This is a genomic window from Salmonella sp. SAL04196 (assembly GCF_046550835.1).
Taxonomy (GTDB): Bacteria; Pseudomonadota; Gammaproteobacteria; order Enterobacterales; family Enterobacteriaceae; genus Salmonella; species Salmonella enterica.
In genome coordinates this window covers 678891-692335 of the sequence record NZ_JBGDXE010000001.1, presented here as the reverse complement: position 1 = coordinate 692335, position 13445 = coordinate 678891, and the positions used below count along the sequence as shown (strand labels likewise).

At 49.0% G+C, this 13445-nt stretch carries 12 protein-coding genes and 1 pseudogene; 6 read left to right on the top strand and 7 right to left on the bottom strand.

Annotated features, from left to right (window positions below; all coding sequences use genetic code 11):
- Positions 1 to 122 precede the first annotated feature (122 nt).
- The 3 genes and pseudogenes from ACLJPE_RS03525 to ACLJPE_RS03515 form a co-directional block, all read right to left on the bottom strand.
- Entirely contained in the window at positions 123 to 908 is a 786-nt protein-coding gene (locus ACLJPE_RS03525) for an OBAP family protein (RefSeq protein WP_052893992.1), read from the bottom strand.
- Positions 909 to 1050: 142 nt separating this feature from the next.
- Entirely contained in the window at positions 1051 to 1380 is a 330-nt protein-coding gene (gene hdeB, locus ACLJPE_RS03520; protein WP_001032161.1) for an acid-activated periplasmic chaperone HdeB, read from the bottom strand.
- Between the two features lie 234 nt (positions 1381 to 1614).
- Positions 1615 to 1847: pseudogene (locus tag ACLJPE_RS03515) on the bottom strand (efflux RND transporter permease subunit); the annotation flags it as partial.
- 300 nt (positions 1848 to 2147) lie between these two features.
- On the opposite strand from ACLJPE_RS03515, the gene ACLJPE_RS03510 reads away from it, so the two are divergent.
- Together ACLJPE_RS03510 and hlyE are read left to right on the top strand one after the other, a co-directional pair.
- Positions 2148 to 2783: a hypothetical protein gene (locus ACLJPE_RS03510; protein WP_000778346.1), complete on the top strand. Its 636-nt coding sequence runs from the start codon at positions 2148 to 2150 to the stop codon at positions 2781 to 2783.
- Between the two features lie 134 nt (positions 2784 to 2917).
- Positions 2918 to 3829, top strand: coding sequence for a hemolysin HlyE (gene hlyE / locus ACLJPE_RS03505; protein ID WP_001545517.1), 912 nt, complete (start codon positions 2918 to 2920; stop codon positions 3827 to 3829).
- A gap of 120 nt (positions 3830 to 3949) precedes the next feature.
- Here hlyE and ACLJPE_RS03500 read toward each other — a convergent pair whose 3' ends face one another.
- Complete coding sequence (locus ACLJPE_RS03500) at positions 3950 to 4381, bottom strand: OsmC family protein (protein WP_000152297.1); 432 nt, start codon at positions 4379 to 4381, stop codon at positions 3950 to 3952.
- Positions 4382 to 4892: 511 nt separating this feature from the next.
- Between ACLJPE_RS03500 and bdm the strand changes: the two genes are divergently transcribed.
- From bdm to adhP, 4 genes are all read left to right on the top strand, one after another.
- A complete protein-coding gene (gene bdm, locus ACLJPE_RS03495) occupies positions 4893 to 5108 on the top strand; it encodes a biofilm-dependent modulation protein (protein ID WP_000495700.1) in 216 nt (71 codons plus the stop codon).
- A gap of 94 nt (positions 5109 to 5202) precedes the next feature.
- Positions 5203 to 5346 (top strand): stationary-phase-induced ribosome-associated protein, encoded by a 144-nt coding sequence (sra, locus tag ACLJPE_RS03490; RefSeq protein ID WP_000841559.1) that lies wholly within the window; start codon positions 5203 to 5205, stop codon positions 5344 to 5346.
- 176 nt (positions 5347 to 5522) lie between these two features.
- On the top strand, positions 5523 to 7220 hold the full coding sequence (locus ACLJPE_RS03485) for an NAD-dependent malic enzyme (protein WP_000450509.1): 1698 nt from the start codon (positions 5523 to 5525) through the stop codon (positions 7218 to 7220).
- A 291-nt stretch (positions 7221 to 7511) separates the two neighbouring features.
- Positions 7512 to 8522, top strand: a complete 1011-nt coding sequence (gene adhP / locus ACLJPE_RS03480) for an alcohol dehydrogenase AdhP (protein WP_000642446.1) — start codon at positions 7512 to 7514, stop codon at positions 8520 to 8522.
- A 98-nt stretch (positions 8523 to 8620) separates the two neighbouring features.
- Here the strand turns inward: adhP and fdnI are convergent, their stop codons facing one another.
- From fdnI to fdnG, 3 genes are read right to left on the bottom strand one after another with little or no spacing between them, the layout of a single operon-like run.
- On the bottom strand, positions 8621 to 9277 hold the full coding sequence (gene fdnI, locus ACLJPE_RS03475) for a formate dehydrogenase-N subunit gamma (protein ID WP_000045658.1): 657 nt from the start codon (positions 9275 to 9277) through the stop codon (positions 8621 to 8623).
- Positions 9270 to 10154, bottom strand: a complete 885-nt coding sequence (gene fdxH, locus ACLJPE_RS03470) for a formate dehydrogenase subunit beta (RefSeq protein ID WP_000061599.1) — start codon at positions 10152 to 10154, stop codon at positions 9270 to 9272. Before fdxH ends, fdnI begins: the two co-directional genes overlap by 8 nt.
- A gap of 13 nt (positions 10155 to 10167) precedes the next feature.
- Complete coding sequence (gene fdnG / locus ACLJPE_RS03465; protein WP_001574320.1) at positions 10168 to 13215, bottom strand: formate dehydrogenase-N subunit alpha; 3048 nt, start codon at positions 13213 to 13215, stop codon at positions 10168 to 10170.
- Between the last annotated feature and the right edge of the window lie 230 nt (positions 13216 to 13445).

Genomic DNA, 13445 nt, shown 5'->3' with positions numbered 1-13445 from the left:
CTCCGTTTAACCCATAACCTCTACAACATCCGAAGAACAAGCATAGACTATGGGGCTAATCTTTACGTGACACTGTCACTTAACAGGCATTCTTTTTCGTATCTGCGTGTAAAACCGTGGAATTATTGTCGGGATTGCTCAGATGTACCGAAGTGCGCGGTATCGCCTCGCCCGTGTTCGCCAGAGCCCTGAGCACGCTGTAGCTGGATAACCTCCCCCTGCTCCCAGGCGTTAGCCCCCTTGATAACGGGATGTTCAGGCAGATTCTGCCGCTCGCGTTTAATGGCCTGGGTATCAATTCCCAGACGGCGATCCCGATCGGCCAGCAGCGCGGGGTCAAGCTGCCCGTCGCCAGTAAAGCCCATCATCAGCGCAGGGATACCCATTGGCAGGGTTTTATCCCGGTCGGTATGCCAGGTGTGCCAGGTCTTGCCATAGGTATTAACAATCTTACTCATCAACGCCTTATCAGCGACCTGCGGTAAGCCAGGCGCCACCAGGCTACCGGATTTCACCTCGTACTGGTGGCTGTGCCACAGTTTTTTCTCCTCGGGAGGAAGCGTTTTAAATAAACTTTCGCTGATAATGTACTCCACCCCCATCAGGCGCGCGTTTTTCGTATTGCCGTCGTAAATCACCGCCTGCATGACATCTTCGTTCAGGACGGTAACGTAATGGTGCGCTTCCATCTGTCCGTTTTTATCACCGCTATAAAAATGGAACCCGTCAAGGTAGGTACTGATGGCATCGACAGGTGGTCTGGATTGAATAGCCGCCGCGCCTGTTTCCAGGGTACGTAATTTGGCAGATGTTTTTTCCCCGGGAATAGGCGTTTGCGGCGGCGTATTATTGGCGCCACATCCGGCCAGAAAAGGAATGATAAAGAGTGCCAGCGGTAAAATTTTCATTAGGTCTCCATATAGTGAAAGGGCTCTAATGAAAATAGTGCAATACCACGTGATTGGTAGAAGAAATGGAAGATGTTATTTGTGACGGTGTCACAAATAGTAAAACCCGACACACAGGCCGGGTTTTGATATCAGTTTACTCTTATTTTGAGAGTTCTTTCTTGATTTCGTCTTTTATTTTGCTTAATTCACTCTGCGGGTTTTTCTTACAAAGCTCAACGGCTAGCGGCACTGCTGTCGTCTCAGTTTCCTGGAAATCAACGTAGTCCCCGCCTTTAAAATCTTCATCTTCATTCAGCACCCAGAAAGCGACTGGCGCCATCGTCTGCGGATTGAGGTCAACAAACTCCTGGCAGCTCATACCTTTAGGCGTAACGTTTGTTTTAGTAGTATCTGTTGCCGCATTCACGCTAACACTGGTTACCAGCGCTGCCACGATAATACCTGCTGTAGCAAGGGAGAATTTATTCATTGTTGTTGCTCCAATAATTATATAAATAACCTCTACATCTGCGCGTTAACCCGTTAATGTAGAACGCAGAAAATAATACCCCTCCTCTCTCAGGAATAAAGATCACCCTCCGTGATATGGCTATTATTGATATTTACGTTGACTGATTTTGATGTTTGATGAATAAAGCAACATGGCGAGCAGATTTTAGGGCGAAAAAGTAGACCACGACAATAGCAAATGACGTGGTATGCACTACGTTGAGCTGATGAAAGAGAACTTCGCTCTGACATGCTGTCGCAATCGCGCCAGCCAGACACAAACGGTGGGCAGAACAAACATCGTAAACAGATTGCCTGTCAGCATTCCGGAGGCAACCACCAGCCCTGGCCAAAACGGCTTGCGGCGTCTACGCCGCTGGCGAACCCTATCAGGGCTAAACCAACCACTATTGCCCCGGTAGTCATCAGCACCGGGCGCAATCGGATCTACAATACAATTTCATAGCATTTACAGATAGTCGGACAATTTCAGGTTTCCGTAATCATAAAAAACACCTTTCGTACACAAACTGTATACTTCCAGTAGATTTATTGTTATTTAGCACTATAACTGCAAACAGTTGAATCCAAAGGGTAATAATTCAGGCATTATTGGAAGGGTAATTTACATTATTAAGATAAATAAATGCTTATCGGTGAAGTGAGCGACGTTTAAGTTTTGTTGTAACCACGGCTTTATACTTTTTACGAGTGCTATTTTTTTTGGCTAATTAAAAGGTAAAGTTAATGAAACTATCCGTAACATTGGCGTTTTTCGGTTACATGATGGCATCCAGTTTAGCACAAGCTAGCGATATCAATATGTGGCGTGAACCCAAACCTGTTGTGAAAGAGGGTAAATATTACAGCTTAATCATGGATCGTGGCGAATTGCAGAAAGCAGTAAAAAGCAGCAATAACAACTATCTCTTTTCCGAAAAAGGTGCAGGAGTGAAACCGCTGGTATTGATCGGCTCTCCGGTAGAGATTAGCGAATTTATGTTGCAAAATAAAACTCGCAGTATTGAAAACCACATTAAAGGTCTACCTGACATTTATATGGGAGTGACAAAATATAAACCCAAACAACGTTTTACCGGCTTATTTCCGCTGCAAGATATATTGACTCAAACTGTTGATCAGGTATCGAAATTTGTGCCCGGTACCGATATCACCGATGCGGTGGGAATCCCCGCCGACCTAAAGGCATTACAGCAAGCTATTTTGGCTATGAAGCCAAAAGATAAAACCAGCAACAATATACTGTACGTCAAATTTAGCTACTTACCGGAAGATGGGATGGTGAAAGTAGGAAGCAAAACAGTTTCTTTTGGTCGTATTCTGGAGAAAATGCAGCAGAGTAATCGTACCCTGCGTAGATAAGCAGGAAGCTGGCAGTATTTCCAGCTTCTGGAATGTTAACTTAAGCTACAAAAGCTGTCTGGAGGTAATAGGTAGAAATAAGTTATAAAACAATAGCTTAATTGCAATTTATATATTTAAAGAGGCAAATGATCATGACCGGAATATTTGCAGAACAAACTGTAGAGGTAGTTAAAAGCGCGATCGAAACCGCAGATGGGGCATTAGATCTTTATAACAAATACCTCGACCAGGTCATCCCCTGGAAGACCTTTGATGAAACCATAAAAGAGTTAAGCCGTTTTAAACAGGAGTACTCGCAGGCAGCTTCTGTTTTAGTTGGTGATATTAAAGTTTTGCTTATGGACAGCCAGGACAAGTATTTTGAAGCGACACAAACTGTTTATGAATGGTGTGGTGTCGTGACGCAATTACTCTCAGCGTATATTTTACTATTTGATGAATATAATGAGAAAAAAGCATCAGCCCAGAAAGATATTCTCATCAGGATATTAGATGATGGCGTCAATAAACTGAATGAAGCGCAAAAATCTCTCCTGGCAAGTTCACAAAGTTTCAACAACGCTTCCGGAAAACTGCTGGCATTAGATAGCCAGTTAACCAATGATTTCTCGGAAAAAAGTAGTTATTTCCAGTCACAGGTGGATAGAATTCGTAAGGAAGCTTATGCCGGTGCTGCTGCAGGCATAGTCGCCGGTCCATTTGGATTAATTATTTCCTATTCTATTGCTGCGGGCGTGATTGAAGGGAAATTGATTCCAGAATTGAATAACAGGCTAAAAGCAGTGCAAAATTTCTTTACTAGCTTATCGGCTACAGTGAAACAAGCGAATAAAGATATCGATGCGGCAAAATTGAAATTAGCCACTGAAATAGCAGCAATTGGGGAGATAAAAACGGAAACCGAAACAACCAGATTCTACGTTGATTATGATGATTTAATGCTTTCTTTACTAAAAGGAGCTGCAAAGAAAATGATTAACACCTGTAATGAATACCAACAAAGACACGGTAAGAAGACGCTTCTCGAGGTTCCTGACGTCTGATACTTTTTCATTCGCTCCGTGTACTTTTAACGCCCGATAGCGTGAAGAAAATGAGAGAGGGAGAAAAAGCGATATTCAACAGCCCGATAAACAAGAGTCGTTACCGGGCTGGCGGAGTTATCAGGCGTTAAGCTGGTAGTCGAGGGTGATTTCCGCATTCAGAACCTGCGATACCGGGCACCCGGCTTTTGCTTTCTGGATGATTTGATCGAAAGTTGAAGCATCAATATCTGCTACCGCGACTTTGCTTTGTAGCGCAATTTTGGTAATGGCGAAGCCCGCCTCCACCTTATCAAGCGATACGTCAGCGGTGGTGTCAATGGATGTCGGCGTAAATCCAGCCTCTCCCAGCATGAGTGATAGTGCCATGGAGAAACAGGCCGCATGTGCGGCGCCAATTAACTCTTCCGGGTTGGTTCCCTGCGCGCCTTCGAACCGGGTATTGAATCCATACGGTTGTTGATTAAGCACGCCGCTTTCTGTTGATACAGTACCTTTACCCCGTTTGATGTCGCCTTCCCAGTGTGCCTGACCTTTCTTATGGATTGTCATTTTTGCTCTCCTGTTGGCTCAAAAAATAAAGTATAGACCATGCTGCTAATCTGCGTTGTCCATGCCGATGGATGTAGCATGTTGTCAATTACCCGCACTTCAGATATAGAAAATAGTTGTATGCTTTTTCAGTGATGGATATTAAATCAACAGGCCTCCCTTTCTTTAAAGAATATATCCCTCCTTTTATCCTTACGTTTTCTTCCGGAAGCGTATTCCACTATGTATATTTTTATTCAAATTAAGATTTGTCTTATCTCGTTGTAATAGAAGATAAAAATCACAATAAGTAGCCTTTTAAATGTATATTAATTGACCACTATTTGTATGAGGATATGTAATTGGCAAACGTAATATATTTTCTTCTGGGGTAAACAATTAGAGTTCCGCCTTGCGTTAAAATAACTCCAGGACTAATCTTAACCACAGCCGCAAAAATATTTGCCATGCTGAATACGAATTAATTTTCTGCGAGCCGTACTAAATAAATACATGTTCACGGAGGCATTATATGTTTACTTATCACTCAGCAAATACCTCAGCAGCACAACCGGCCCTGGTCAACGCGATTGAACAAGGATTACGCGCGGAGTTAGGCGTTGTCACTGAAGATGATATTTTAATGGAGCTGACCAAATGGGTTGAGGCTTCCGACAATGACATCCTCAGTGACATCTACCAGCAGACCATCAACTATGTGGTAAGCGGGCAGCACCCGACTCTGTAAAACCTGCTATGCTGTATCGGCAACCTTAGGGGTTACGTTTCTTTCGCGTAAGCGAATTTGTCCTTAAAACTAGCAACAGGATTGAGGAGTTAACATGAAATCGAACCGTCAGGCTCGTCATATACTTGGACTGGATTACAGAATTTCCAACCAGCGTAAGGTTGTTACTGAAGGCGACACCAGCAGCGTGGTGAATAACCCAACCGGCAGAAAGCGCCGCGCCGATAGCCAAAAGTAATCGTACAGTCCTGAAATGACGTTAAACACCATTGCATCTGCAATGGTGTTTTTGTTTATAGGAATGACCTTAACGTCTCACAATGCTTTATACTCAGGGTCGGTTCCCTGGTGGAAGGCAATATATGATGATAAACGACGGTGCCAGGGACAGTTATTCGAAAAAGAGTGAGTAACATGGAAACTACAACCAAGAAAGCACGTTCCCTTTATATCCCTTACGCTGGCCCTGTATTGCTGGAATTCCCCCTGTTAAACAAAGGCAGCGCTTTTAGCGTAGAAGAGCGCCGCAACTTCAATTTGTCAGGACTGCTGCCGGAGGTCGTCGAGTCGATTGAAGAACAGGCCGAACGCGCCTGGCTCCAGTATCAGGGGTTTAAAACAGAAATCGATAAGCATATTTACCTGCGTAACATCCAGGATACCAACGAAACGCTCTTTTATCGACTGGTGCAAAACCATCTTGAAGAGATGATGCCGGTTATCTATACCCCGACCGTGGGCGCGGCCTGTGAGCGTTTCTCTGAGATTTATCGCCGGGCGCGCGGCGTATTTATCTCTTATCCGAACCGTCACAATATGGACGACATTTTGCAGAATGTGCCTAACCACAACATTAAAGTTATTGTGGTGACGGATGGCGAGCGGATTCTGGGGCTTGGCGATCAGGGCATCGGCGGGATGGGGATCCCTATCGGTAAGCTGTCATTATACACCGCCTGCGGCGGCATTAGTCCGGCCTATACCCTTCCCGTTGTGCTGGATGTCGGCACCAACAATCAACAGTTACTCAACGATCCGCTTTACATGGGCTGGCGTCATCCGCGCATTACCGACGATGAGTATTATGCGTTTGTCGACGAGTTTATTCAGGCCGTTAAGCAGCGCTGGCCAGATATCCTGCTACAGTTCGAAGATTTCGCGCAGAAAAACGCAATGCCGCTGTTGACGCGCTATCGTGATGAGATTTGCTCCTTTAACGATGATATTCAGGGCACCGCAGCCGTGACCGTCGGTACGTTGATCGCCGCCAGCCGCGCTGCCGGCAGTCAGCTTAGCGAGCAGAAAATCGTTTTCCTCGGCGCGGGTTCCGCCGGATGTGGAATTGCTGAACAGATCATCGCGCAGACTCAGCGTGAAGGTTTAAGCGAAGATGCCGCTCGACAGAACGTTTTTATGGTCGATCGCTTCGGCCTGTTGACGGACCGGATGCCTAATTTATTGCCGTTCCAGGCAAAACTGGTGCAGAAATGCGACAATCTCCAGCACTGGGATACCGAAAATGACGTGCTGTCGCTGCTGGATGTGGTGCGTAACGTGAAGCCGGATATTCTGATCGGGGTTTCCGGCCAGACCGGGCTCTTTACTGAAGAGATCATCCGCGAGATGCATAAGCATTGCCCTCGCCCAATCGTCATGCCGCTCTCTAATCCCACCTCTCGCGTGGAGGCCACGCCACAGGACATTATCGCCTGGACGGAAGGCAACGCGCTGGTGGCAACCGGCAGCCCATTCTCGCCGGTCATCTGGAAAGATAAGATTTATCCGATCGCACAATGTAATAACGCCTATATTTTCCCCGGCATCGGTCTGGGGGTTATCGCTTCCGGCGCATCGCGCATTACTGATGAAATGCTGATGTCAGCCAGTGAGACGCTGGCGAAACATTCTCCGCTGGTCAATAACGGCGAAGGATTAGTGTTGCCAGCGCTTAAAGATATCCAGGTCGTGTCGCGCGCTATCGCTTTTGCCGTAGGCAAAATGGCGCAGCAGCAAGGTGTAGCGGTGAAAACCTCTGCGGAAGCGCTGCAACAGGCGATTGACGATAACTTCTGGAAACCGGAATACCGCGACTACCGTCGGACTTCCATTTAATACGTACCCGGCGGTGAATGCCGCCGGATATCTCTGTCTTCTTTAGTTTTGGTGAGTCTGTCGACACCCCTGAGTTCCTTTCCCTGCTTATTTGTCAAGCTACTAATATTAGCCACCTTTATGTATTGAACGGGGATTTATCAGGATAATCCTGGCTAAACTATTACATTGTATTTCTGCCGCCTTGCATAACTCATCAGAAATATTAATCCTAAAGAGGTAATAGCACCTTACCTGCTATTACCTGCTATTACCTGCTATGCAGTTCACTATTAAGAAAAGGAGAAGGTTATGAAAGCTGCTGTTGTCACACAAGATCATCAGGTTGATGTTACTGAGAAAACGCTGCGTCCCCTTCGCCACGGTGAAGCTTTGCTAAAAATGGAGTGCTGCGGCGTATGCCATACCGATCTACACGTGAAAAACGGAGATTTCGGTGACAAAACCGGCGTCATCCTGGGACACGAAGGCATTGGCGTCGTGGCGGAAGTCGGTCCTGGTGTCACCTCGCTGAAACCCGGCGATCGCGCGAGTGTCGCGTGGTTTTATGAAGGATGCGGACACTGTGAGTATTGCAATACGGGCAATGAAACCTTATGCCGCAACGTGAAAAATGCCGGTTACACGGTAGATGGCGGCATGGCCGAAGAGTGTATTGTCGTCGCGGATTATGCGGTGAAAGTACCGGAAGGTCTGGACTCTGCGGCGGCAAGTAGTATTACCTGCGCGGGCGTTACCACGTATAAAGCGGTGAAGATTTCTCATATTAAACCTGGCCAGTGGATTGCCATCTACGGTCTGGGCGGTCTGGGTAATCTGGCCTTGCAGTACGCGAAAAACGTTTTCAATGCGAAAGTGATCGCCATTGATGTCAATGATGGACAGCTGAAACTGGCCGAGGAAATGGGCGCAGATCTGACCATTAATTCACGTACGGAAGATGCGGCTAAAATTGTGCAGGAAAAAACCGGTGGCGCGCACGCAGCGGTGGTTACCGCGGTCGCTAAGGCGGCGTTTAATTCCGCAGTAGATGCCGTTCGCGCCGGAGGCCGCGTGGTGGCAGTCGGACTGCCGCCAGAAGCCATGAACCTTGATATCCCTCGCCTGGTGCTGGATGGCATTCAGGTTGTCGGTTCGTTGGTGGGGACACGCCAGGATCTGACCGAAGCCTTCCAGTTCGCGGCGGAAGGAAAAGTCGTGCCAAAAGTCGCTTTACGTCCGCTTGAAGATATCAACGCTATTTTTAAAGAGATGGAACAGGGACAAATTCGTGGCCGTATGGTCATCGATTTCCGTCGTTAAACGATTTGCTGCGGTCGTCTGAGTAGGTTTGATAACAGGCCGCAGATGAAAACAAGGCGCTACGAGGATAGCGCCTTGTTTATCAGATCGCGAAAGAATTACTGAATACCTTTTTCGCTCTCTTTTTTTGCTTCCGCCTTCTCGATTTCACGATACCAGCGTGGATGATGTTTCTTCGCCCAGCGACGGCTGACCTTCCCTTCGATCATGCCTTTAATCGAGCCTTTCACCCAAAATGCCATATACATATGGATGAGGATCGCGTGCATTAAAATAATGCCCGCCGCCGCATGAATTAACAGGCTATAACGCACCACCTGCATGGGGAAATACTGCGCGAAATACGGACGCCAGATAATCACGCCAGTCACCAGCAGCACAAAAATCATGCTCATAATGGACCAGAACATCATCTTCTGTCCGGCATTGTATTTGCCGACATCCGCCACCTTATGCTCATTGCCTTTCAATACTTCGACAATATTTTTCAGCCACGGAATATCTTTTTTATCCGGGATGTTGTGGTGGACGAAACGCACGAACATAAACATCAGAGCGATGAAAATGGCAATACCGAAGAACGGGTGCAAAATACGTCCCATCTGCGGCGTGCCAAAGGTTTGCGTCAGCCATTGTAGCGTCGGGAAGAAAAACGAAATCCCCGACAGCGCTACCAGGAAGAAGCAGATCACCACCGTCCAGTGACAGGCGCGGTCGACAAATTTCGTGCGCACAATCATTTTCGACTTACTCATGATGATCCTCCTCATCGTCGTCCGTTTCTTTATTCGGGCCAATACCGATGTAGTGGTAAATCAGACCGGCGAAAGTGGCGATAAAGCCCGCTGCGGCCAGCGGTTTTAGCGCCCCTTTCCACAGATTGATTGAGGTATCGATCTGCGGATCTTTCGGCAAGCCGTGGTACAACTCCGGCTGGTTGGCATGGTGCAGCACATACATGACGTGCGTACCGCCGACGCCCTGCGGGTTGTAGATACCGGCATGTTCAAAGCCACGCGCTTTTAACTTCTCCACGCGTTGCTCACCCAGTTCCAGCATCTCTTTTTTGGTGCCGAAGTGAATAGCCCCGGTCGGACAAGTTTTGACGCAGGCCGGTTCCTGGCCCACGCTGACGCGATCGACGCAGAGCGTACATTTATAAACGCGGTTGTCCTCTTTGTTGAGGCGCGGAATATTAAACGGACACCCGGCGATACAGTAACCACAGCCGATACAGTGTTCAGATTGAAAATCAACAATCCCGTTCGCGTACTGGATGATAGCCCCGGCAGATGGACAGGCTTTAAGACAGCCTGGATCTTCACAGTGCATACAACCATCTTTACGAATCAGCCACTCCAGCTTGCCGTTCTGCTCGGTTTCGGTAAAGCGCATCACCGTCCAGGACTTGGCGCTGAGATCGGCAGGGTTATCGTACACCCCGACACAATGACCAACGTTATCGCGAATATCGTTCCATTCAGAACAGGCTACCTGGCAGGCTTTACAGCCGACACAGGAGGAGACGTCGATCAGTTTCGCGACTTCGGCTTTGTAATCACGCGCCTGCGGAGGCGGCGTGATGGCGTTTGTTGCGGACCGTTTAATAATGTCCTGCGTTTCCATAGACATATGTTCGCCTCCCTTACGCCTTCTCGATGTTAACTAAAAACGCTTTGTATTCCGGCGTTTGCGAGTTGGCATCACCGACATTTGGCGTCAGAGTATTGGCGATATAGCCTTTGCGCGCGACACCCTCAAAGCCCCAGTGAATCGGGATCCCCACCGTTTCAACCTGCTGACCGTTGACATGCAGGGTGCGAAGACGACGAGTTACCACCGCGACCGCGCGAATAAACCCGCGTTTACTGCTCACCTTCACATAGTCGCCGTTAGCAATACCTTTCGCTGCCGCCAGCGTCTCACTGATCTCCACAAACTGTTCCGGCTGAGCGATAGCGTTAAGTAGCGCATGTTTGGTCCAGGTATGGAAATGCTCTGTGAGGCGGTAAGTCGTGCCCACGTACGGAAACTGCTCCTTCTTACCCATGCGCAGCGCATCTTCTTCATACAGACGCGCCGCCGGGTTCGAGACCACATTCGGGTGCAGCGGGTTAGTGCCCAGCGGCGTTTCCATCGGCTCGTAGTGCTCAGGGAACGGTCCTTCCGCCATCTTATCAATAGCAAACAGACGTCCCAGCCCTTCCGGCTGCATGATAAACGGATTGGTCCCGCTCCCCGGCGCCGCGTTGTTAAAGTCCGGAATATCGTTCCCTGTCCACTTCGCGCCGTTCCACTGGATCAGCATCCGTTTTGGATCCCACGGTTTACCCTGCGGATCCGCCGAAGCGCGGTTATACAATACGCGACGGTTTAGCGGCCACGCCCACGCCCAACCCAGTGTATTGCCAAGCCCTGACGGGTCGGCGTTATCACGTCTGGACATCTGGTTGCCCTGCTCCGTCCAGCTACCGGTATAAATCCAGCAGGAGGAGGATGTCGTACCGTCATCGCGCAGTAATGCAAAACTGCTCAACAACTGGCCTTTCCTGGCAAGCAGTGTACCGTTGGCGTCATAGAGATCTTCCAGCGCATAGCCGTTGTTCTCTTTCGCCACTTCTTCCGAATGCGGTTCATCCGGCTGCTTGTAGTTCCAGCTCATCTTCAATAGTGGCTCGGCGCCTTTACCGCCTTCTGCGCGATACATTTCACGCAGACGATGGTAAATACCGGCCAGAATCTCGCCGTCGTTACGCGCTTCGCCCGGCGCGTCCTGACCCTTCCAGTGCCACTGTAGCCAGCGACCGGAGTTAGCGATAGAGCCATCCTCTTCTGCAAAACAGGTAGACGGCAGACGGAAGACTTCGGTCTGAATCGTTGTCGGATCGACATCGTTAGATTCGCCGTGGTTCTGCCAGAATGTTGACGTTTCAGTCACCAGCGGATCGATAACGACCAGATACTTCAATTTGCTTAAGCTTTGCACCACTTTGTTTTTGTCCGGGAAGGACGCCACCGGGTTAAAGCCCTGACAGAAATAGCCGGTGACTTTCCCGCTATCCATCATGTTGAAATATTTGATCACGTCATAGGACTGATCCCACTTAGGCAGCCAGGCAAAACCCCAGTCATTCTCTTTCTGCGCCGCATCGCCATAGAAAGATTTCATCAGGCTGACGAAGAACTTAGGATAATTACCCCAGTAGTTGACCTGATCGGCCAGCGTCGCTTTGGGGGTATTCGCGGCCAGATAAGTTTGCAGATCGGCCTGTTTTTCTGACGGTAGCGTCAGGTAACCCGGCAGGCTGGTGGAGAGCAGTCCTAAATCCGTTAAGCCCTGAATATTAGAGTGGCCGCGCAAGGCGTTCACACCGCCGCCAGCCATCCCCATATTGCCGAGCAGCAACTGGATCATCGCCATGGTACGGATGTTCTGCGCCCCGACGGTATGTTGCGTCCAGCCCAGCGCATACAGGAAGGTGGTAGTGCGATCCGGAGCGCTGGTAGAGGCCAACACCTCACACACCTTCAGGAAGTCCGCTTTCGGCGTACCGCAAATGTTTTCCACAACGTCCGGCGTATAGCGCGAAACGTGCTGCTTCAGCAGATTCCACACACAGCGTGGGTGCGTCAACGTTTCATCACGTTTGGCATAGCCGTTTTCATCGAACTGGTAGTTCCAGGAGGATTTATCGTACTGGCGCTTTTGGGCGTCATAGCCGCTGAAAAGACCGTCATCAAAGGCAAAATCATCCCGCACCAGCAGGCTGGCGTTGGTGTAATGCTTAACGTATTCAGCGTTGATTTTGTTATTTTCGATCAGGTACAGCAAAACGCCGGACAGAAAGGTAATGTCTGTACCGGAACGTATTGGCGCATAGATATCCGCCACCGACGCCGTACGCGTAAAGCGTGGATCAACGACAATCAGCGTCGCATCGTTATTGTTTTTCGCTTCCATCGCCCAGCGGAAACCCACCGGATGCGCTTCTGCGGCATTGCCGCCCATCACCATCACGACGTTGGCGTTTTTAATATCCACCCAGTGGTTGGTCATCGCACCGCGACCAAATGTTGGAGCAAGACTTGCTACCGTTGGTCCGTGTCAGACGCGCGCCTGGTTATCTACCGCCAGCATACCGAGAGAACGCGCAAACTTCTGCGTCAGCATACCCGTTTCATTGCTGGCCGCCGAGGCGCACAGCATTCCGGTAGAGAGCCAGCGGTTAACCGTGACGCCCTGCTCGTTCTTTTCAATAAAGTTGGCGTCGCGGTCGGCTTTCATTAATTTAGCAATACGAGTAAAAGCGTCATCCCAGCTAATGCGCTGCCACTTGTCGGAACCCGGCGCGCGGTATTCCGGATAGCGTAGGCGATCTTCACTGTGAACATAGTCCAGCAAACCGGCCCCTTTCGGGCACAGCGCGCCACGGCTTACCGGATGATCCGGGTCGCCTTCAATATGGTAAATCGCTTCTTTCGCGTTTTTTGCCCCATCTCCCAGGCTATACATTAATAGCCCGCAACCTACGGAACAGTATGTGCAGGAGTTACGGATCTCTTTTGCGCGCAACAGCTTATAGTTTCGCGCCTGAGCCAGGGCCATTTTAGGGGTAAAACCCAGTGCGGCCACCGTTGTTCCCGCCATACCGCCCGCGCAGATTTTAAAAAATTGTCTGCGGCTGACGTCCATTGCTTTCCTCTTTTTTCCACGGATGCACGCCTCCTTCGAACTGCAGCAAAACCTCAGTCCAGGATGCGTGTATAACTTCGCGAGGAAACTAACAGCAAAATCGATAACTTTTTTGCGTCAAATCAATATTGAAACGGTTCCGCTATTAAATAGCCCTATTTTTAAACTGCAATAACTCCAGGGAGGTACTAAAAAATGACACTGCATGGCATCGCCCTCGGAAAAAGTGC

What these genes read in the sequence shown, in the direction of transcription:
- ACLJPE_RS03485 (WP_000450509.1), top strand. Translation starts at nt 5,523, where the DNA reads ATGGAAACTACAACCAAGAAAGCACGTTCCCTTTATATCCCTTACGCT.
- ACLJPE_RS03525 (WP_052893992.1), bottom strand. Translation starts at nt 908, where the DNA reads ATGAAAATTTTACCGCTGGCACTCTTTATCATTCCTTTTCTGGCCGGA.
- fdnI (WP_000045658.1), bottom strand. Translation starts at nt 9,277, where the DNA reads ATGAGTAAGTCGAAAATGATTGTGCGCACGAAATTTGTCGACCGCGCC.
- hlyE (WP_001545517.1), top strand. Translation starts at nt 2,918, where the DNA reads ATGACCGGAATATTTGCAGAACAAACTGTAGAGGTAGTTAAAAGCGCG.
- adhP (WP_000642446.1), top strand. Translation starts at nt 7,512, where the DNA reads ATGAAAGCTGCTGTTGTCACACAAGATCATCAGGTTGATGTTACTGAG.
- sra (WP_000841559.1), top strand. Translation starts at nt 5,203, where the DNA reads ATGAAATCGAACCGTCAGGCTCGTCATATACTTGGACTGGATTACAGA.
- ACLJPE_RS03500 (WP_000152297.1), bottom strand. Translation starts at nt 4,381, where the DNA reads ATGACAATCCATAAGAAAGGTCAGGCACACTGGGAAGGCGACATCAAA.
- bdm (WP_000495700.1), top strand. Translation starts at nt 4,893, where the DNA reads ATGTTTACTTATCACTCAGCAAATACCTCAGCAGCACAACCGGCCCTG.
- hdeB (WP_001032161.1), bottom strand. Translation starts at nt 1,380, where the DNA reads ATGAATAAATTCTCCCTTGCTACAGCAGGTATTATCGTGGCAGCGCTG.
- ACLJPE_RS03510 (WP_000778346.1), top strand. Translation starts at nt 2,148, where the DNA reads ATGAAACTATCCGTAACATTGGCGTTTTTCGGTTACATGATGGCATCC.
- fdxH (WP_000061599.1), bottom strand. Translation starts at nt 10,154, where the DNA reads ATGTCTATGGAAACGCAGGACATTATTAAACGGTCCGCAACAAACGCC.